Source organism: Acetitomaculum ruminis DSM 5522 (assembly GCF_900112085.1).
Classification (GTDB): Bacteria; Bacillota; Clostridia; order Lachnospirales; family Lachnospiraceae; genus Acetitomaculum; species Acetitomaculum ruminis.
The window spans coordinates 77,240-97,152 of sequence record NZ_FOJY01000011.1; the positions used below are offsets into that span (position 1 = coordinate 77,240).

The following is a 19,913-nucleotide window of genomic DNA, read 5'->3' on the forward strand; positions in this document are numbered from 1 at the left end:
CTTTAATAAAAACAGCGTAGCAGCCATAAAACTGCTACGCTTAAAAAGTTTAACTTTTGAGGGCACCTCAATATTTTATATATAAGGTGCTTTTTACAACAAAAATTTAGTTTTCTTTTTTCTTTTTGTCAGGAGACATTTTATATCCGGTATAAATGCATATTAACATGCAAACCATTGATGCAATCCCCCAACATTTGTGAGCTTTTTTCCCTGTAAATAATTTTCTCATGTTCTCCTCCTTTAAATGTCATTATTTATGTTTATTCTAGTTAGTAACTTTAAATATTTCTTTAATAATACTTTAAAATTTACCTAATCTCTTCTTCCCACAAGTATTATCAGTCTTAACAGCTGTAAAATAGCGGTAAAAAGTGCTGCCACATAAGTAAGGGCTGCTGCAAATAAAACGCTTCTTGCACCATACATTTCCTCTTCATTTAGCATATTGCTTTCTGAAAGAATCCTTAAGGCTCTTCTTGAGGCATTAAACTCCACCGGAAGGGTAACAAGCTGAAATAAAACCACCGCCAGAAAAAGTATTACTCCAATCCTTGCCATTCCCGTAAATCCAAATATCAATCCAGCTACTATTAAAGGCCAGGATAATTTTGATCCGAAATTTGCAAGGGGTACTGATATGGATCTGATACTTAAAGGAATATATCCCACTTTGTGCTGAATTGCATGACCACATTCATGGGCAGCAACACCTATGGCTGCAATGGAACTTGAACCATAGACGCTGTCGGAAAGTCTTAAAACCTTTTCCCCTGGAGAATAGTGGTCTGTAAGATTTCCCCTTATTCTTTCAATTCTAACATCATTTATTCCTGAATTTCTAAGAATCATCAATGCGGCATCCTGTGCAGTAATCCCCTTAAAACTTCCGATTTTACTGTATTTTCTAAAGATACGGCTTACATTTGCAGATGCCAGCATACTTATTAAAGCTCCGATTATTACTAAAATATAAGTCCAGTCATAAAAACCAAAATATGGCATAAAAATCCCTCCTTGTAAAATATATTCTAGTCTAAGTATAACAAATTAAATTTTTTATTCTATACTTTTAACAAACTTTCAAAAATATTTCACAATCTACGGACAAAAAATTACGAAGGGATTTCTCCCTTCGTTAAAATCATTTATTCATCTTCCGGGTTTCCTAATGGAAAGAATCATCAATAGCACTGCATTGGCTCCTGTTTCCGGATTCGTTGCGATTTTTCTTACAAAGGAATTGATGACATAATCATTTTCAACACTGTTTTCCACTGACTCCCACTGGTCAGTTTTTATACATTTATCTATAGTATCGCAAAATTTTGGCTCCGGAATTCTTTTTGATTCTACAATATAATTATTTTTAATCATTTCCAAATCCAAAAAATCCGTTTCCATAAGAAATTCCACATATGCTTTATTATAACGAACGATAAAGTATTTACCGTCTTTAACTTCTAAAATTCCCATAGGAACTGCGTTAAAATAACCTGCCACTTCCATGCTATATCCCTTGTTAACACTGGGATCATTTAGTCCTATTACACTTATGGCATCATAATAAGGGGTTTCCCTTGGATTTTCAAATTGAAATCTGATTTTTTCTTTATCAATATTAAAAATATTCTTTTTGGGATTTGGCTTTCCAAAATAATATCCCTGGGCTTTTTCACATCCTATATCTCTTACAAATCTAAACTGTTCTTCATCCTCCACCCCTTCTGTAATAGTGGAAATTCCCAGTTTTTTAGCCATTTGTATAAGCTCGGTAAGAATAATTCTTGATTTATTTGAATCCTTGAAGGAACGCATAAATCTCATATCAAATTTCATTAAATCAAATTCAAAATCTTTTAATACATTTAAGGAAGAGTAGCCGCTTCCAAAATCATCCATCCACAGGCTAAAGCCTTCTTCATGAAAACGGGTAAACTGAATTCTTATATATTCAGGATTTATGCTGGTTACACTTTCGGTTATTTCAAGATTAATAAATTTTCTGGAAAACCCCGAAGCATCAACCCTTTTACATATTTCATCTACCATATCGCATAATTGAAAATCATAACGGGAAAGGTTCACTGAAACAGGCACAAGTTCTATTCCCATTCTTTGCTTTTCCTTTAAATATTCCAAAACTTTATCCACAACATAAAGATCAAGACGGTGTATTATCCTCGCATCCTCTAATACTGGAATAAAATCATTTGGAGTAAACATTCCTTTTTCAGGGTCATTCCAGCGAACTAAGGCTTCTTCATCACAAACCCTGCCACTTGCTGTTCTGATAATGGGTTGAAAAAATACCTCAAGCCATTCCCCTTTTATTGCATTATCAATATTACTAAGGAAATAGTCTTTTTTTATGGATAAATCCCTTAATTTTTCGTCATAATAATAATAATTAGAAAAGAAGTTGTTTTTCACCTGGTCACAGGCAATTTTTGCCCTGTCGCAAGCTGTTCCCACTCCTACTTTTTCAAAACGGTCTATATAAATACCCACACTTACATACAGGGATTTTCCATTATTTATATATTTTAAATCCTCAAAAAAGTCCTTTAAGGTTTCTTCTACCATCGTAGCATCAGTATAAACCGCAAAATGATCCTGTCCTAAATGACTGCAGTTTTCAGCACTGTAATATCTCTTTAAAAGACCTGCCACAGCCCTTAAAAGCTTATCTCCTTCTTCCATGCCGTAGCTTCCGTTAAAAGATTTCATACCTATAAGATCAAAGTAAAGTACTGCTATTTTCTTTCCCAAAGCACGAAACTCTTTTCTTCCTTCTTCAAGAAGATTGAAAAAATATGACATATTAGGAAGACCTGTTAATGTATCATAACAGTTGTCCGTAATAATATTTTCTGTAAATGGGATACAATCAAAACTATTGCCGAATTTAATATCCAGCTCAGCCTGATTAAGATAATAATTTTTTTCTGCTATATACCAGGTAACCAAAATGCTTGTTCCGTCCTCTAAATTAATCCTTTTTCCATGGGCATGAACTATACTGTAACTTTTGTTATCCCGGTTTTTTGTCCTGTATATTGAATTGTATTCATCCCCGTTTCTGGCAAATTTCAAAGCTTCTTCTTCAACTCTTGCCAAATCATCCGGATGACATCCCCTATACATATCTTTTTCCATAAGTTCAACTGTTTCTTCTCTAGACGAGCCTAAAAGATTGCATAATCCATCTGATACTGCCAGTACCACAACCCTTTCGTTTAAGAACTGGTAAACCCCTAAAGGTATGCAAGACTCTTCTATACATTTTCTTTGCTCTGCAGTAAACTCATGTTTCCTCATAACTGCTCCCTCATTTGCCTTCTATTACTGATTTCCCCTTTAAAAATTCTTCGTCATTTTTTAGGTTTTTCTAATATTTACCCCTAAAAAAAATAAAGGGCAGATACATTTTTAATATAGGCTGCCCCTTTGGTACAATGTTTAATTAATCTATCTCAAATTTACTTGTTTCTTCTTCTAATTCTTTTGCAAGTTTTTTAAGTCTTTCACTTGCTGTTGCAATTTCTTGCATAGAAGCCGTCTGTTCCTCTGAAACAGCAGATACAGTCTGGGTTTCATCTGAAATAGCACCACTTTGATCTTTAATCTGCTTAAATGCTCCATCAACATTTTGGGTATCATCACCAAGTTTTTCCAATACGCTTTCCATTTCCTTTGAGGAATCAGACATAGCCCTAATCATATCAGCAATCTGTTCAAATGCCTTTCCTGAGCTTTCAACAGCTGCAGTACCGTTTTCCACATTGTCCATACCTGCATTCATGGCTGATACAGCTTGTTCTGACTGGATTTGAATATCCTTAATCAGTTTTGAAATCTCATTTGCCGATGAGTCTGACTGACTTGCAAGATTTTGAATCTCAGTTGCAACTACGGCAAATCCCTTACCGGCTTCACCAGCTCTTGCTGCCTCAATGGAAGCATTAAGGGAAAGAAGATTTGTCTGGGATGCAATATTTGAAATAACATCTACAATTGATCCAATTTCCTGCATCTTATCTCCTAAGCCACCAACAACTTCTGCTGATTTTGAAACTGACTCTTCAATAATCATCATCTGTTTTATAGCATCATCTGAATTTACTTTTCCGGCAACAGCCGCTTCATTTGTACTGTTAATCTGCTCAATGGATTCCTTCATGGCACCTGAGAAATTGTCCATTTGAACTATAAATTCTCTGGTAGTATCTCCTGCTAAACCTACTACATCATTTTGTTCAGCACATGATTGTGCCACAGATGTAATGGAATTTGCCACAAGGTCTGAAGCCTGAGCGCTTTGAGAAGCATTTTCAGAAAGATTTGCAGATTCATCAGCAATAAATTTTGCAGATTCTATAATCTTTTTCATAAGCTCTGACAGGCTTTCTCTTAAACGTACCAGGGCTCTTGAAATACTTCCTATTTCATCTCTTCTGACAAGTAATTTATTTTCAAAATAACTCTGGTCTTCAAATTCTTTCAGATTTCCCTTGGACAGGTCTCCTAATTTGTTTGTTATATTAACTATCGGTGCTATGGTTTTCTTTACAATAATTCCCGTAAGGACAAATACTACAGCTAAAATAGCAAGAAGACATATAATCTGTGCATTAATTCCTCTAAGCATATCCCCAATAGAAGCTTTTCTGTAATTACTTTCTGCCAAATCAAGCTGGTCTACCCACACTCCGGTTCCAAGAACCCACTGATAAGGCTCATAAAGTACTGTATAGTTAATCTTAGGAAGTTCCTCAGTTTCATTCGGCTTTGCGAAATTAAGATGGGTATATCCTCCACCATCCTGTTTTCCATTTTCAATCATCATCTGAATGTACTTGTTTCCCTCTTTATCCGTTGCATCCCATCTGGATTGTCCTTCTGTATCTCTTCCAAGAAGTACTACATTTACACCCTCAACTGTATCTATCCAAAAATATCCGTTTCCATCATTATATCTTAATTCCCTTACCATATCTGCAGCTGCTTTTTTAGCTTGCTTTTCAGTCATTTCACCAGCCTGCTGCTTTTGATAGTATTGGTCAATAATGGACACAGCCACCTGAGTCTCATTTTTTAATTCATTCATAACATCCTCTTCCAGACTGCTTCTGTAGGTAGCTGCCGCCTGTTCAGTATTGTTAATATTGCTGACAATTGAGAAAATTCCAACTCCCAATCCTGCAATCAAACTGGCTAAAAGCCCGATAAGAGACAACAGGGTGCCGATTGATTTAAAGCCTTTTCTTTTCTTTTGCATAACTCTAACCTCCCTAAAAATCAATATTGTTTTTTTTATATTCAAGGATTTAATTACAACATGGAAAAAACGATACTATAGAAATTCCCCATTTTTTGATAAAAATTATTCAAATAATATATCTTAAATCCATACTATTTATCGACATTATCAAAATATTTATAACAAATCACAAAATATTTTTGCAAAAAAATATCCCTTTACCTTAAAGGTAAAAAGGATATTGTTTTAATTGAATACTATAAGTGAAAACATTTTTGAATGGCTTTATTTTCTCCTAAAACCAGCATAGATTTTCCACTTCCAAGGTAGGTATCAGGGGTAACAGAAAGCAACATATTTCCCTTCTCCTTAACTCCCATAATATTAATTCCGTATTTTTTTCTAATATCTATCTGGCCGACGGTTTTTCCAATCCATTGATCCGGTATATTTACTTCATAAATTCCATGATTTTCATCTAGCTGTATGTAGTCTAAAATGTGGTCTGAGGTATATCTTATGGCTGTCCATTTTGCCATTTGTTTGTCCGGATTTACCACCTGATCAGCACCGTTTCTTAACAGAAATTTTTCCTGAATTTCCCTTTGTGCCCTGGCAATTACAAACTTACCTCCCAGTTCTTTTAAGGTAGCTGTAGTTACTAAAGAACTTTGGAAATCATTTTCTATTGTAACTATACATACATCATAGTTATTAATCCCCAAAGATCTTAAAAAATCCTCGTTGGTACTGTCTCCTATTTGAGCATCCGTAACATATTCCATTATACTGTTTACTCTTTCCTCATCTTTATCTATTGCCATGATTTCATGGCCCATTTTTGAAATCTGTCTGGCAACTAATGTTCCAAAATTTCCAAGGCCTATAATTAATACTGATTTCACTACTTTTTTCTCCTTGTATAAAAATATTTATTATCCGATTGTTATTTGTTCAAGAGGTAATTTACCTACTAAAGGTTCTTTTTTATCAAAGGCCGCATATATCAAAGTAAGTCCTCCAACCCTTCCAAGAAACATAAGTATTATTAATACTATTTGAGAAATAATCCCTAAGGAGGGAGTAATTCCCAGAGTGAGTCCAACAGTGGCAAGAGCTGATACTGCTTCAAAAATGCTTACTTCCATTGAAACATTCTCCACAAAACTTATAATAAGTGCTCCGGTCATTGCCAAAAGAACATATAAAAATATAAGGGTTGCAGCATTTTTTATGGCGTTATCATCCAGTCTTCTTCCAAAAAAACCTGCATAAGTCCTTCTTTTAAAAACTGCAAAAGCATTGGCATATAATACAGCTATTGTTGTGGTTTTCATACCGCCGGCAGTAGAACCAGGAGCACCTCCTATAAGCATTAAAACCACCATTAAATAGATTCCGGCATTTGTCATTTTGGAAAAATCTGCTGTATTAAAGCCGGCTGTCCTTGGAGTAACAGCCTGAAACAATGCCATTAAAAATCTTTCTTTAAAGGGTAAATTTGAAAAGTCTACAAAAAAATACGAAACAGTAGGTATAATAACCAAAATAAGAGTCATTAATAGTATTACTTTACTTTGCATCCTGTATTTTTTTAAGTGCAATTTGTTTTTTACTATATCCTCCCAGGTCATAAAACCAAGACCACCTGCTATTATAAGTCCCGATATAACTACAGTTACAGTTACACTGTCTTTAAACATTGTCAACGAGGTAAAATGTCCGCTTTTATTTCCCATTAAATCAAATCCTGCATTGCAAAAGGCGGAAACAGAATGAAATAAAGCCATCCAGATTCCTTCCAAACCGTATTTTTTGCAAAAAAATGGTAATAATAAAAGAAATCCCGTTATTTCAATGATAAAAGCTGCCTTAAATACAAAACTAATAAGCTTTACCATTCCACCAAATTGATGAGCTGATATGGCATTTTGAATAGTTTTTCTCTCACTTAAAGTTATTTTTTTCCCTGTTACCAGTGCCAGAAAGGCTGCAACACTTATTACCCCCAGACCTCCGATTTGAACAAGCATTATAATTATAAATTGTCCAAAATGTGACCAATAGGTAGCTGTATCCTTTAAAACAAGACCTGTTACGCATACTGCTGATGTAGATGTGAACAATGAAGTGCTAAAGGAAGTAACAACGCCTTCATTACTGGAAACAGGAAGCATAAGAAACAAAGCCCCAATAAGAATAACTCCCGCAAAAGCTATAATTATGACCTGAAAAGAAGTCATTTTTCTTTTTAATGTTTTTATTGGATTCATTTTTTTCTCCCTGAATTTCATTAGATATGTTTAAAATTTTTCCTATTATGCTAATATAGTTTATTTCTTTATGGAAAACTTATCAAGTTTTTTATTAATAATGTTTTTGGGGGAGATTTTAACACAAAAAATAAGGACGTGCATTGCTTTACACAATGCCGCCCCTGGCACGTTTTTTATAATTTTAAATTAAGAGGTTAAAAAATATTCACCCATTCATTATAGCTCATCATATTTATAATATCAAGATTATTCTTAAAACTATATTTTTTATCCCAATATTTATATTTACCTTATCTATTTCACAAATAAGTTAAACTGCAAGCTTTATAGCTTTAACAGTTTTTTCATATATCTCGCTAATATAATGTTTATCTAATTCTGCTTCAAATTTGTCTTGTATATCATGTAAGGAACTTTCTAAAACTTTATGAATATTTTTACCTATAGGACAAACCGGGTTTGAAATTTCATGAAATCTGAAAATATTATCCTCAGTATTGTTTTCAACCGCCTTGTATAAATCCAAAAATGTTATCTCATCCAGTTCTTTTTGAAGCTTAATGCCTCCGGGGCCCCTTTTTATATCAATAAATCCCGCTGCCTTAAGCTGTCCCATGATATTTCTAATAATTACAGGATTTGAACCTGTGCTTCCTGCAAGGAAATCACTGGTAATTTTCTTTTTCCCTGAAAAAAACTTTACAGCAATTAAAACATGCATTGCGGTTGTGAATTTTGTTGAAATTTGCATATTACGTACCTTATTATCCCTTCCTAAACTGTTAATAATAATAGTACGATAACTTTTTTATGTCAAATCTTATCCACTTTTATATGTTTTTATTTTCTTTAATCATCTTATCCACTAAAGGAGAAAACTGTTCCAAAACATTTTCCATATCTTCAAACATATAACCTTTTTTGGTAATCTGATTTTTTAAATCCTGGACATTTTGTGAAACATCTGTAAAAAAGCTCTGAGATCCTTCAATATTTGAAGAAACACTATCCATTTCATTTTCACAGGATTTAATAACATCCTGCATCTGACTGCTTCCATCCCTTACCCTGTCAGCAACAGTTCTTATGGAATCAATTATTTCTTCCGTGTCATGTATATTTTTATTAGAAGTATCAATGGCACTTTTGGTTTCATCCAAAGATGTCACAAGTCTTGAATTATTTTCTCCTAACTCATCCATACTGACATCTATCTGGGCAACTACATCTTTAATATCCTGAGACAGCTTATTAACCTGGGTTGCCACCACGGCAAATCCCTTTCCTGCCTCTCCTGCACGAGCCGCCTCTATAGAAGCGTTTAATGCCAAAAGGTTTGTTTGATTGGCAAAGCCGTTAATCTGATTAACCTTTTCTTTAATATCATCAAAGCTTTGCTGAAATTCATCAAAAACCGTCTGCATAGCCTCAACTGTCTCTAGGACAGAATTGGAACTGTCATAAACTTTTTTCATGCCTGAGGTGGAAGAATCTGCCGCCTCCATAAGTTCTTGTATAATTCCTTCAAATTCTCCAACTACACCGTCAATTGCCTTAAACTGGTCTTCAAAATTTTCAATACTTCCTGTTATTCCATTATATCTTTCCTCAACCAGATTAAACGAGTCATTTATGGTATCTATACCACTTATGGTTACCGCTTCCTCACCCTGAAGCTTTTCTTTTTGTTCTAAGGCAAATCTGCTTGCCTCCTTTAAAGATATAAGCTGTTTTTTTATGCTAACCTCAGATTTTTTTTCCTCTGAAACTTCTTCCTTTAATACTTTGTTTTTTCCAAATATCATAACTTCTTTGTCCCCCTTGGATTATTCAAAGACTGCACAAATCATTGTCTGATTAACATGTTGCTTTATATACTGTTCACCCCCAAACATTCCTCCGATATGAGGCCCTAGTTTGGACATATTAGTCAAAAACTGACTTGTATAGCCCTTTTCCTCAAAAAGTATATGTCTGAATGCGCAATTAATAGAAAAAACAAGTGAAATCTTAGAATTTTCTTTTTCGATTTGTTTTAAGGTTTCTTCGTTGATTTTCTCATAATCTTTTAATTCAAGAAATGCTATGGAATCATTATCATTAACCTGTTTATAGGTAATTACCCCTCCGGAGGCTGCATCTTCATACTGGGAAATAATATATAAATCATCTCCCACTATCCTGCCTAAAGGATGCTCAAAAACGCATCCTACTACTTCTTCTTTGGATACACCCATTTCCTGGGCATAAACCTCTTTCATAGGTCTGTTATCTAACTGGATAAGCTCACGCTTTTCGACATTTACCTTCGTGGCAAAGTGCAACTTTCCATCTTCTCTAAAACCATATATGTTTTCTTTATAGGTTCTGATATTTCCTGATTTATTCTTTATAATAATCCAGCAACAAGCATCCTCATATAATTTTCCATCAAAACAAACCACCGGTTTTGTATTTTCAGGATACCCATAAACTGTTCCCCCAAGCAAAGGAATGGTTGTATTCTCCAAAACAACATTCATTGTAGAAACCAGTTTTTCCTCATTATTTGTGCAGTATTCCAGACAAACCGTATTTTCTTTTCCGGCTTTAATATCTTTTGCTGCATCATAAAAATCTGCAATGTCATACAGGGGAACTGTAGATAAGTGTCTTAATATACCTGCTTTTATCTCGGAATCCGAGCCAAATGCAAGCACCATTAAACCTTTTGTAGATACTGATGTTTTATAATAAGTCGCTCCACCGGCTCCTATTAATGGAACCTTAGGATATTTTTGCGACAGAAGTTTCGCTACTTCCTTTATAGCTTTATGATCGCATTGAAAAAGCAATCCTTTTACTGACGATATACCTGAAGTTGCCTCTTCTACAGCTGCTTTAACATCAGCTTTTTCAGAAAATCCAATCTTAATTTGCAAAATTAACTCCTCCTTCGCTTTAACTGACGATTATTTTTTAGTTAATTTTTATTACCAAAGTTTATTTGCCAAAAAATCACTACGAACTTGTCATCATCAAGAAAAGCAAAAGTTTTTAAAGAATTATACATTTGCTTTTAAATTGAAATAAATATAGTCACTTTCTTACAAATAAAAAGTCCCGGCGGATAATTGTTTACAATTCCAATCATCTCTTTATAGTAATCGACTAAATATTTATAATGTATGATATATTTTTCTATATTTTTTAGTTTTTTAAGCTCAACTATCCTTCAATTTCTTTAACTACGTACTTTCCTAATTCATCGCCTCTTTTTGCAGCATATCTGCCCCATTTTAAGGCCTTTTGCAGATTTTTTTCACAATTGTATTTTCCCTTTAAATATCCCTCTGCCAAAAGTCCTGCTGCCTCAACATTTCCAAAAGCCGCCTTGTCTATAAGAGCGAATTTATCAATCTTCATTCTTTCTTCCTCCATTAATCATTTTGCAAAAGCAAAAACAATTATAAACAAAAAAACACCTTTTTTCCATAGCAGGTAAAATATTTTATCCGGTAAACCTACCTAGCCTTGCTTTTTTCTTTGTCTTCATACATGGCTTCATCCGCTCTTTTTATAATATCTGAAATGCTTTTATCTATTCTTGGCTCATAAAAGGCAAAACCTAACGCCAGATAAATTTTTATGTCTTTATTTTCCTTGTTGAATATATCCTCCATAATTCTAAGTTGTCTTATCTTTTCTTCTATAGCAAAATCAGAAATTCCGTTTAGGATAACACAAAATTCATCTCCACCTATTCTGTAGCAAAAACCACTATTAGAAAACAGATACTTAATCATGCTGGCAGCTGTTTTTATCATGTAGTCACCCTTTGCATGTCCATAAGTATCATTAATGTATTTTAAATTGTTTAGGTCTAATATTACTACGCATTTATCTGATATTGAAATAACATCTTTACAGTATTTTTCAAAATAATTTCTGTTAGCCAGCCCCGTAAGCACATCTTTTCCTGCCAGCTGTTTATATAATTCAATATCATGACTGTCTTTAAGAATATCCACATTTTCAATTGCTATTCCAAACCAGGTAAAGAGGCAGTATATAAGCATTCCGTAAATAGCTAGTGAAAAATTAAAACTGTCTGATAAATAGTAATCAAAAATGGTATAAGTAAAAGTGATAAAGAATATAAACAAGCCTAACAAGCTCATTTTCATACTTTTACTAAGTCTTTTTTGATACAGTCCTTTTATAACAGCCAGACTTATATAAATCATAGACAAAACAAATACCACATGTATAAAAGGCAGACATTCCCTAAGTTCCATTACTGAAGTTACCTGTAAAAAAAGAGCTGCTATAGGGACAAATACTGAAAGCACAATCAGCCCCTTAAGAAGATTATTGCTTTCCATTCTGTAAAATCTTTTAGCAAACATAAGAAAAGGAAAAGCAGTTGCCATTATGCACATATGCCCCACAAAATATACAAGGAGTCTATTGTTTTCCTCTAAAAGAACATAATTTGACACAGATAAAAACCATACTCCAATCAAAAAATCCAGAGTGGCAAAATATGCCATATAATCAGCCTTTCCTGATTTTCTTATTACAAAATACCATTGTAGCTTTAAATATATGCTCATTCCTATAAAAAAGATGCCAAATATTATATTGGGTAAAGAGGTATTTATTATATACTGGTAAATACTAAGCTTATCACCGGCTAATATGTCGATTTTATCATCTAAAACCTCTTTATTTTTAGTATAAATATTTACATACACTTCTTTTGAAGACGCAGGTATATCTATAATTGACCAGCTTCTGCCATAGGTATTTCCAAGAACACTTTCTATTTTTTTCAAATATGCTATTTTTTCATTGTCAGCATAAACTTCATATTTTAAATTGTTTATATAAATCCCTATTGACTTACCCTTTTGCTCTATTGTATCTGCATCCAGCTCATATTCCACATATTCACCCTTTAAATTTATTGATTTGGCTTCTATTTTTTCAGGACGTTCTCTGACATACAAAGCCTCAAAAGAAATACCGCTAAAGCAGGCACCATAAAGGCTCAAAAGTATAGTAACAATTATAAATAACATATAAATCAAACGGACTCTGGCATTAAATACACTAAAGCCCTTACTTTTTTTGCCAATATCTCTCCCATTATCATAATTCATAGTTTCACCTCTTTACTCCCCCTCTTTTTTTATATCGAGTGAAACCCTGTCTTTTTTTATTATCCGGCAATAAAAAAACAAGCCCTTTTGACTTGTTTTTTTATAATTATTTATTAATAAATTTTTATACATTACCAATATTGAATTTCTCAATAAGCTGGTTAAGACTTTCAGACTGTTCTGTAAGTTCCTGAGAAACTGCACTGGATTGCTGTGCTGTAGCGGTATTATTTTGAACAACATCAGAAATCTGTTCTATTCCCTTATTGATTTCTTCCATGCTTCGAGCCTGATTAGTTGCCATTTCTCCAGTTTGAATAATCATATCCGTTATCTGGCTTACAGATTCTTCAACCTGATTTAAGGCATCTGTTGTCTGTTCAACAACCGAGTTTCCATTGGCAATCTCACTCATTGTCTTATTAATAAGATCCTTGGTGTTTTTAGCTGCTTCAGAGGACTGATTTGCAAGCTCACTTACCTCTCCTGCAACTACTGCAAAACCTTTTCCGGCTTCTCCTGCTCTTGCTGCCTCTATGGATGCATTTAAAGAAAGCAGGGAAGTCTGTTTTGCTATACTTTCTATGGTATTTGTAATTTCGTTTATCTGTTCGGATGCTTCAGTAATTTTTTCCATGGAATCTTTTACAAGACGCATCTTTTGTGCACTGTTTTCAGCATCTTCTTTAACCTGATAAGCCATCTGGCTGCTTTTTTTAGCTGTCTGAGCCATAAGCTGTGTCTGTTCTGTAACTGTATTTACGGAAGCAGTAAGCTCTTCAACTGCAGCTGCCTGGTCTGTTGCCCCGTCTGCTAACTCTGCTGAACCTCTTGACATATTGCTGGCACCTTCAAATACCTGCTCTGAAGAATTTTTAACTTCCATAAGAGTACCTGACAGTTTTGAAGCTATATCCTCCATGGCCACTGCAATAGGTCCATAGCCTCCAATATAAAGAGAAGGATCATTACTTCCTCTTGTAAAATCTCCTGCCGCCATTCTTTCAAGGGATTCGCTGATATCTTTTACAATATTTTCAGTAATACTGGTGGATTCGTCTAAATCTGCTGCAAGTTTTCCTAATTCGTCCTTTGATACATATTCTATGTTAAGTTCAAGTTCACCACTTGCCATAGCCTCAGCCGCTTTTGAAATTTCCTTAACCGGTACCAAAATCGCTGCTGTAAGGGTCTTTCCTGCATCAATAAGATAAATAACTGTAATGGTAACTCCCATTAAAGTAATAATACTTACAATGACACTGGTCCACATGGCAAAATTATATTCTTTAAATGCCTCTGTTTTACTGGTTTCTCTTACTTCCTTTAATTGGGATACAACATCAACAATAACCGGATTTACAGTGTTTTCAAATTGTTCATAAATAACCGCACTGTCATTTTCTTTTTCAATTACGCTGATAAGTGCATCCCCTTTTGTTGTTAACTCTTCAAGATTTGTCTCTATGGCTTCTAAAACAGATTTATCACCGATATAAACTGCCTTTAAAGATTTAACCTGCTCTTTTATTGATTCAATATTATTTTTACACTCTTCAATCTGTTCATTCTTGTCTGCATCTTCCTCAGCTAAAGATGCCAGAAGAAATCGCTTTGCAAGTGTCTGCATATCTATACGAATTTCCCCTTGAAGGGTATTAATCTGATAGCATCCCCTATACATTTTATAAATGCCGTATATTCCACTTGAAGCCATTATTACAAGCAATATAGCCATTATAAAAATTCTTCTTCTGATACTGGTAAATACTCTATTAAATTTTTCAGACACCTTCATTTGCTTTAAGCCTTTAGCATTTGTTTTAAATACATCTATTTTCCCCATAAAGCACCTCATTTCTTATTTTTTTACACTAAAAACCTTCTAAATTCCTATTATTCATCTACCAATATATATATCGTCCCCCTAAAAATAAATTTAATATTATAACATATTTAATTATAAAGATTAGCACAATAAATATTTTTTAACCTCCCTAAAAACCCCCTGTTTTTATTCAGGTTATGTTAATTCCAACAAATAATTTCAGATAAAGCTTATATCGGCAAAAAATATATTGATTTATAGAATTTAAGTAATCAAAAACATCATATCCAAGGATATGATGTTTTTGTGTAAAAAGTCTTTTATTTGTTTAGCGCTTAATCCTTAAATTTACGGGTAAAAAATTTAAGTGTATATTTATTCTTCTTCTATAAATTCACCTAACGCTTATATAATTATAAAGTAAATTGCCAAAGTAAGCAATATTATTATTAAAATTTTCTGAAATTGTTCTAAACGCAATTACTAATTTTTTAATTCCAATGAATATATTGACAAGTTTCTAACAATATTTTGAATAATTAGTACATATAATTGCTTAAATTGTTCGTTTTGTAAATTTTTTACATTTTTTTAAGTTTACCAGCTTCTGTTTTCTTTTGCTTTATAAAGCTCTATATCAGCCTCTTCATGAATTTTTTCCAGGTCTTTCATGTTATAAACCATTCCAAAGGCATATCCATGAGAGCAGCTTAGTTTCCTTCCAACACCTTCTATATGTATTTCACTTATTTTTTTCTTCCAAAGAGCAACCTGGTCTTCCATGTATACAAGCGTTGCATCAGGAACTATAACCATAAGTTCATCGCCACCATATCTGTAGCAATATTCTCCCTCAAATACTTCTTTTACAGTTCTTGCTATTTCCTTAATAACAATATCTCCAACCCTGTGACCAAAAGTATCATTAAACTGTTTAAAAAAATCTATATCAGCCATTAACACACAAACTTTTTTTCCTTTAAAGCAATCAAGATCGTCTTTTAAGGCAAATCTGTTTCTAAGCCCCGTCATGGAATCTTCTCTGGATTCTTTTCCTAATAATGCATTTATATTTTCTATCTTTACCATCTGACTAAACTGTTTAATCTTTAACTGATATCTCATAAATGAGGTCAGCTGGCAGATAAAGGCAAGACCTATGTAATTTAATAGCGTTATGCCTCTTGCCTGATCTTCATTAAACAATATGATATAAAATATTATGAAAGGAAGAGACACCGATATAAATGAGGTTCCCTGAGGCAGGGTAACAAAACTTGAAATACCAAATACCACAAGATAAAACATATTCATCTGTTCTCCTCGAACATAATGATAATATGATATATACATACCCCAAATTAAAACAATCATAAAATAGGCTATCTGTATGCATTTTTTTAACACAGGGCTAATTTTTTCCTTTGTCATAAGGGTATGACTTAAGATAAAATAACCAAAATTAACGCCAAAGCCGATAGATGCCTGTATTAAGCTAAAGGAGAGCAAGCTTAGTTTTTCTATCTTGCACTGTATATAAAAAAACAGCACTGCAAAAATCTCCTGTATTGAAAATATCAATGTTATTTTTTTCATAACATAAGTGTTTTCAAAATATATTCTCCTGCTTATTTCATCAGATGTTTTATATAAAAACAAATTTTTTAATTCTTTAAAACCATTATCCATAAGTCATCATCACCATTCTCTCACGAAATTTTTCTCATTAATCCCGAATTGTGAATATTAAAAATACTGTAAAGCGGACATTCGGAATCCGCTTTGCTACTTCCTCATGAACGCAGTGGCACTTTGTGCCACCTGTCAGAAGGGGCTTTAACCCCTTCTGACACTAGTAAGCTTATACCCCCGCTTAAAGCTTACGCTTTTGAAGCGGGGGATTGTTTACACTGCGTTCACAATATATATCGAAATATATAAAAAAGCCTGTTATAAAAGAAATAACAAAAAGACTTAACTATATATACTATCGTAAAACTTTCATTAAAAAAAACCCATGCTAAAGCCTATTTACTTTAACTGTTTATTCTTTTTTTACTTATGGCACTATTACTATCTTCCTTCTACTAAATAAAAGTAAAATGATAAATAATTATCAGGAATTTTTGTGTAAATGATTAAATTATTTTATAAAAACTTAATTAGTAAAATGAAGTAAAAAAATTCTTTTTATGTTACTATAAATATAGAAATTTTTTACGATAATATATTATGAGAATAAGTTTGTTTTATGCAACACTTCTAAAAAATATTGCATAAATAAAGTAATATAGAAAGGAGCGATTGTTATGATATATTTGATCCGTCATGGACAAACTGATACAAATAAGGCCAAACTTCTACAGGGTCGGCGTGATGTTCCATTAAATGAAACCGGTGAAAAACAGGTTGAAGAGGCAGCGAAATTTTTCAGATCCAACGGCATTCATTTTGACTTGGTTTATACAAGCCCTTTAATAAGAGCTCAAAAAACCGCAAAAGTAATCGCCGGAGAGGATGTTAAAACCATAATAGATGAACGTATCACAGAGATGGATTATGGTCCCTATGAGGGTGTAAGTGTTGATGATCCTCCTGAAGAGATGCTCACTTTTTTTAGGGATTTAATACACAATCCCGTTCCTGAAGGTATGGAGGATTTAGCCTCAATATATCATAGATTTGGGGATTTTTTAAATGATATTAAAAAAGAAGCCGCAGGTAAAACAGTTTTAATATCCACCCACGCCATTGCCATGAAAGGTGCTTTGGAATTTCTTACTCCGGGAGCTTATGGAAAGTTTTGGAGTAAATATATTGGTAACTGCTGTATCTACAAATTGGATATAGTAGATGGAAAATTTACAAGACCCGTAGAATTCAAATAAAGTAGAACCTTCTTTTCTTTTTTTGGCGTAGCCTTTATTATGGGGCTGCGTCATTTTTTTGCGCAATTAAAACTGCCAGATAAAAACCCAGTCTTTCTTCTCCATCTTCTAAATCACAGTTTAAAATTTCTCTTATCTTTGCCATTCTGTATACTATGGTATTTTTATGAATATACATTTGTTGAGCAACTTTTCCTATACTTCCATTATATTTTAAATACATTTTTAAGGTTTCAAGTAACTGTGAATCATGCTTTTTATCATAGTCCAATAAAGGTCTTAGAACCTCGTTTCCCATTTCCTCTAACAATAAATCATCAGAAACAGCATAAAGGATACGATTTAACCCCAGTTCATCAAAATTTACTGTCTGTATTTTATTATTCATTGCATATTTTACCGCATAGTCAGCCCTCTTATAGGAAATATGCAAATTTTTTAAATCCATTACGGCACTTCCAAGGCCTACAAATATTTTTTCTGTAGGCATTCTCATTTGGGCTCTTTTTAAAAATCCATCTATTATTTCGTCCCTTGATTCATTTGAAACTGCATTAAATACCAGTAGGAAACATCCGTTATAGTAAAAAAAATGACCGTTATGGGAAATATTTTCCAAATATATCTGTAGTCTGTATCCTATTCGTCTTCTGTCTACAGTATCCATGCTATCTAAGTTTTTTGTAGTAAAAGCTGCAACCTGAAAAACCCCGTCAACATCAAAATAAGCTTCAAGATCCTTTCTGTAAGCCTCCTGTTTTTGGGGATGCTTTAAAGCTTTTATAAAGGCCTGGGAAGTTTGCTCATCTGTCTGGCTTTGAAAAAAAATTCTTACGGTTAAATCTTTTATCATTTCAGCCATGCTTATTTCCCAAGGTACTGTCATTAATGGAAGATCGCACTCATCAGCATAGGCTATTACTTCTTTTGGAATTTCCTTTATATAATAGCCTGTATTTACTATTAAACCTGCTCCATGATGTTTATGTAAAATATCAATCAAATCTATTATCTTTTTTGTAGTATCAAAACCCAAGCCAGTGGTTACAACCAGTTCTTTTCCCATAAAACTTTTGGTTATGGTTGTATTTTCCACCATCAAAAGCCAGCTTATGGAGTTTGCCCAGCCGCTCATTCCGGCTATCAGCTCCATCTTATATTTTTTTCTTGAAATAATAAGCATATCCTCTACTGTAAATCCCAAAATCCTTCTCCTTTTTTGTCTAAAAAAATCATAAGTTACGAGTTTTTTATCTGTGTTTTTCAAAAATTTAATACACAAATTTATTTTAGCATTTTTTTGTGACGCTGTCACAATTTTTATCTTTATATTGTGTACTGTGGCTTATTGAATAGATTTTTCTTTGTGTTAATCTATTACTAACATACAAGCTTTTGTAAAGGAGGTATTTATTATGAATGAAATAGCAAAATACAATTTTTATGAAAACTCGCGATATGTACCGGGATGGATGATAGCAGAAAGATATGAATACTGTGATGACTTCTATTACAGATTGGAAAAAAGAACAAAATTTAGTTTTAGAGAATTTTTTAGCAGGCTTTTTGGAAAATAATTATTGATATATACAACAAAACTGATGCAGTATTTTGCATCAGTTTTGTTCTTTAATGTTGCGCTCGTTTCGCGAAAATATAATATAAAAGACCGACTTTTGTTTCTTTAAAACTACATCCGTAAAAAACCCTGTTTCCCTTTTCTACAGTCCTTACAACTTTAACTGTAAAAGATTCATTGTATTTTTCATCATTAATTTTATCATTTAATTCAATAAACAAAGTGGATTTTTTAAATTCAAGGTTTTTATCTATACTAATGCCAATACCTGTGGCGCTTATATCTTCTATAAGGATTTCTTTTCTCCAGGGCATATCTATTTCAGTGGCATATCCTTTTATATCTATCTTTGTCCTTATTTCTTCCCGTCTTTCACTATCGTCAGAATATAGCAAGTATTTTTTAGTAGAACATATATAGCAGGATTTTCCTTTAATGACATTAGAAACAAGATTCACATTTTTCCAGCCTACCCTGTGTTTTGTGTTTGAGTCTATAGCATAAAGATTAAAAGAGAAGTCTTTTGAATTTTCTCCTATTTTTAATTCTTTTCCATTATAATGATAAGGTTTTAAAAATACACTTCCCGGTATTTTCCCCAGTACAAGGGAATCCGCACTAAAAACCTTGTCTCCCCATACAATTTCTATTTTTACTTCCTGCTCTACTTCTAAATCCTGTATAACCATAATAATTCACCACTTTTCATTAAATTTGTTTCATGCTCCCACTTTACATGTTTATAGCCTGTTACACATCTTTACTTTTCGTGATTTTTAGAGCTATCTTCATATAACAGTTTTTTTATTGCCCCGGCAAGTACCTCATCCGGTGCTTTTAAAAGCTTTTCTTCCTTTCCGCTTTTTTTTAAAGTTATTTCTTCTTTTTTATTTTCCTTAAGTTTTAAAGTAAGTTTTTCATCTGTTTTTTTCATA

At 33.1% G+C, this 19,913-nt stretch carries 18 protein-coding genes; 2 read left to right on the forward strand and 16 right to left on the reverse strand.

Going from position 1 to position 19,913, the window contains the following annotated elements; all coding sequences use genetic code 11:
* Positions 1-106 precede the first annotated feature (106 nt).
* The 13 genes from BM153_RS13985 to BM153_RS08605 all read right to left on the reverse strand — a co-directional run bounded on the left by BM153_RS13985 (position 107) and on the right by BM153_RS08605 (position 15,825).
* Positions 107-232: a DUF6219 family protein gene (locus BM153_RS13985; RefSeq protein ID WP_242949101.1), complete on the reverse strand. Its 126-nt coding sequence runs from the start codon at positions 230-232 to the stop codon at positions 107-109.
* 83 nt (positions 233-315) lie between these two features.
* Positions 316-1,005 carry a zinc metallopeptidase gene (locus BM153_RS08550; protein WP_177205621.1) on the reverse strand — a complete coding sequence of 230 codons (690 nt, stop codon included), beginning with the start codon at positions 1,003-1,005 and terminating at the stop codon, positions 316-318.
* 147 nt (positions 1,006-1,152) lie between these two features.
* The gene (locus BM153_RS08555; protein ID WP_092872731.1) at positions 1,153-3,321 is read right to left on the reverse strand and encodes a bifunctional diguanylate cyclase/phosphodiesterase; all 2,169 of its coding nucleotides are present in this window, start codon (positions 3,319-3,321) and stop codon (positions 1,153-1,155) included.
* A 145-nt stretch (positions 3,322-3,466) separates the two neighbouring features.
* Complete coding sequence (locus BM153_RS08560; RefSeq protein WP_092872733.1) at positions 3,467-5,281, reverse strand: methyl-accepting chemotaxis protein; 1,815 nt, start codon at positions 5,279-5,281, stop codon at positions 3,467-3,469.
* A gap of 239 nt (positions 5,282-5,520) precedes the next feature.
* Entirely contained in the window at positions 5,521-6,168 is a 648-nt protein-coding gene (locus BM153_RS08565; protein WP_092872735.1) for a potassium channel family protein, read from the reverse strand.
* Between the two features lie 30 nt (positions 6,169-6,198).
* Positions 6,199-7,536, reverse strand: coding sequence for a TrkH family potassium uptake protein (locus BM153_RS08570; protein WP_092872737.1), 1,338 nt, complete (start codon positions 7,534-7,536; stop codon positions 6,199-6,201).
* A 313-nt stretch (positions 7,537-7,849) separates the two neighbouring features.
* Positions 7,850-8,290 (reverse strand): Rrf2 family transcriptional regulator, encoded by a 441-nt coding sequence (locus BM153_RS08575; RefSeq protein WP_092872740.1) that lies wholly within the window; start codon positions 8,288-8,290, stop codon positions 7,850-7,852.
* 79 nt (positions 8,291-8,369) lie between these two features.
* The gene (locus BM153_RS08580; protein ID WP_092872742.1) at positions 8,370-9,344 is read right to left on the reverse strand and encodes a methyl-accepting chemotaxis protein; all 975 of its coding nucleotides are present in this window, start codon (positions 9,342-9,344) and stop codon (positions 8,370-8,372) included.
* Positions 9,345-9,365: 21 nt separating this feature from the next.
* The gene (locus BM153_RS08585; RefSeq protein ID WP_177205622.1) at positions 9,366-10,460 is read right to left on the reverse strand and encodes an FIST N-terminal domain-containing protein; all 1,095 of its coding nucleotides are present in this window, start codon (positions 10,458-10,460) and stop codon (positions 9,366-9,368) included.
* Between the two features lie 286 nt (positions 10,461-10,746).
* The gene (locus BM153_RS08590; protein WP_092872746.1) at positions 10,747-10,944 is read right to left on the reverse strand and encodes a hypothetical protein; all 198 of its coding nucleotides are present in this window, start codon (positions 10,942-10,944) and stop codon (positions 10,747-10,749) included.
* Between the two features lie 98 nt (positions 10,945-11,042).
* A complete protein-coding gene (locus BM153_RS08595; protein WP_092872748.1) occupies positions 11,043-12,683 on the reverse strand; it encodes a GGDEF domain-containing protein in 1,641 nt (546 codons plus the stop codon).
* A 124-nt stretch (positions 12,684-12,807) separates the two neighbouring features.
* Complete coding sequence (locus BM153_RS08600; RefSeq protein WP_177205623.1) at positions 12,808-14,529, reverse strand: methyl-accepting chemotaxis protein; 1,722 nt, start codon at positions 14,527-14,529, stop codon at positions 12,808-12,810.
* A 579-nt stretch (positions 14,530-15,108) separates the two neighbouring features.
* Positions 15,109-15,825 carry a GGDEF domain-containing protein gene (locus BM153_RS08605; RefSeq protein WP_177205624.1) on the reverse strand — a complete coding sequence of 239 codons (717 nt, stop codon included), beginning with the start codon at positions 15,823-15,825 and terminating at the stop codon, positions 15,109-15,111.
* A 995-nt stretch (positions 15,826-16,820) separates the two neighbouring features.
* On the opposite strand from BM153_RS08605, the gene BM153_RS08610 reads away from it, so the two are divergent.
* Positions 16,821-17,399, forward strand: coding sequence for a histidine phosphatase family protein (locus BM153_RS08610; RefSeq protein WP_092872754.1), 579 nt, complete (start codon positions 16,821-16,823; stop codon positions 17,397-17,399).
* Between the two features lie 37 nt (positions 17,400-17,436).
* Here BM153_RS08610 and BM153_RS08615 read toward each other — a convergent pair whose 3' ends face one another.
* Positions 17,437-18,603, reverse strand: coding sequence for a PucR family transcriptional regulator (locus BM153_RS08615; RefSeq protein WP_092872756.1), 1,167 nt, complete (start codon positions 18,601-18,603; stop codon positions 17,437-17,439).
* 211 nt (positions 18,604-18,814) lie between these two features.
* On the opposite strand from BM153_RS08615, the gene BM153_RS13715 reads away from it, so the two are divergent.
* Positions 18,815-18,976, forward strand: a complete 162-nt coding sequence (locus BM153_RS13715) for a hypothetical protein (RefSeq protein ID WP_177205625.1) — start codon at positions 18,815-18,817, stop codon at positions 18,974-18,976.
* Positions 18,977-19,028: 52 nt separating this feature from the next.
* Here the strand turns inward: BM153_RS13715 and BM153_RS08620 are convergent, their stop codons facing one another.
* Positions 19,029-19,667, reverse strand: a complete 639-nt coding sequence (locus BM153_RS08620; RefSeq protein ID WP_092872758.1) for a PilZ domain-containing protein — start codon at positions 19,665-19,667, stop codon at positions 19,029-19,031.
* Between the two features lie 71 nt (positions 19,668-19,738).
* Positions 19,739-19,912, reverse strand: coding sequence for a hypothetical protein (locus BM153_RS13720; RefSeq protein ID WP_177205626.1), 174 nt, complete (start codon positions 19,910-19,912; stop codon positions 19,739-19,741).
* Between the last annotated feature and the right edge of the window lies 1 nt (position 19,913).

Excerpts from the sequence above, each read along its gene's own strand:
- BM153_RS08595 (WP_092872748.1), bottom strand. The coding sequence starts at position 12,683 with ATGAATTATGATAATGGGAGAGATATTGGCAAAAAAAGTAAGGGCTTT.
- BM153_RS08590 (WP_092872746.1), bottom strand. The coding sequence starts at position 10,944 with ATGAAGATTGATAAATTCGCTCTTATAGACAAGGCGGCTTTTGGAAAT.
- BM153_RS08580 (WP_092872742.1), bottom strand. The coding sequence starts at position 9,344 with ATGATATTTGGAAAAAACAAAGTATTAAAGGAAGAAGTTTCAGAGGAA.
- BM153_RS08610 (WP_092872754.1), top strand. The coding sequence starts at position 16,821 with ATGATATATTTGATCCGTCATGGACAAACTGATACAAATAAGGCCAAA.
- BM153_RS08605 (WP_177205624.1), bottom strand. The coding sequence starts at position 15,825 with ATGAATATGTTTTATCTTGTGGTATTTGGTATTTCAAGTTTTGTTACC.
- BM153_RS08620 (WP_092872758.1), bottom strand. The coding sequence starts at position 19,667 with ATGGTTATACAGGATTTAGAAGTAGAGCAGGAAGTAAAAATAGAAATT.
- BM153_RS08555 (WP_092872731.1), bottom strand. The coding sequence starts at position 3,321 with ATGAGGAAACATGAGTTTACTGCAGAGCAAAGAAAATGTATAGAAGAG.
- BM153_RS08560 (WP_092872733.1), bottom strand. The coding sequence starts at position 5,281 with ATGCAAAAGAAAAGAAAAGGCTTTAAATCAATCGGCACCCTGTTGTCT.
- BM153_RS08575 (WP_092872740.1), bottom strand. The coding sequence starts at position 8,290 with ATGCAAATTTCAACAAAATTCACAACCGCAATGCATGTTTTAATTGCT.
- BM153_RS08550 (WP_177205621.1), bottom strand. The coding sequence starts at position 1,005 with ATGCCATATTTTGGTTTTTATGACTGGACTTATATTTTAGTAATAATC.
- BM153_RS08600 (WP_177205623.1), bottom strand. The coding sequence starts at position 14,529 with ATGGGGAAAATAGATGTATTTAAAACAAATGCTAAAGGCTTAAAGCAA.
- BM153_RS13985 (WP_242949101.1), bottom strand. The coding sequence starts at position 232 with ATGAGAAAATTATTTACAGGGAAAAAAGCTCACAAATGTTGGGGGATT.
- BM153_RS13715 (WP_177205625.1), top strand. The coding sequence starts at position 18,815 with ATGAATGAAATAGCAAAATACAATTTTTATGAAAACTCGCGATATGTA.
- BM153_RS13720 (WP_177205626.1), bottom strand. The coding sequence starts at position 19,912 with ATGAAAAAAACAGATGAAAAACTTACTTTAAAACTTAAGGAAAATAAA.
- BM153_RS08570 (WP_092872737.1), bottom strand. The coding sequence starts at position 7,536 with ATGAATCCAATAAAAACATTAAAAAGAAAAATGACTTCTTTTCAGGTC.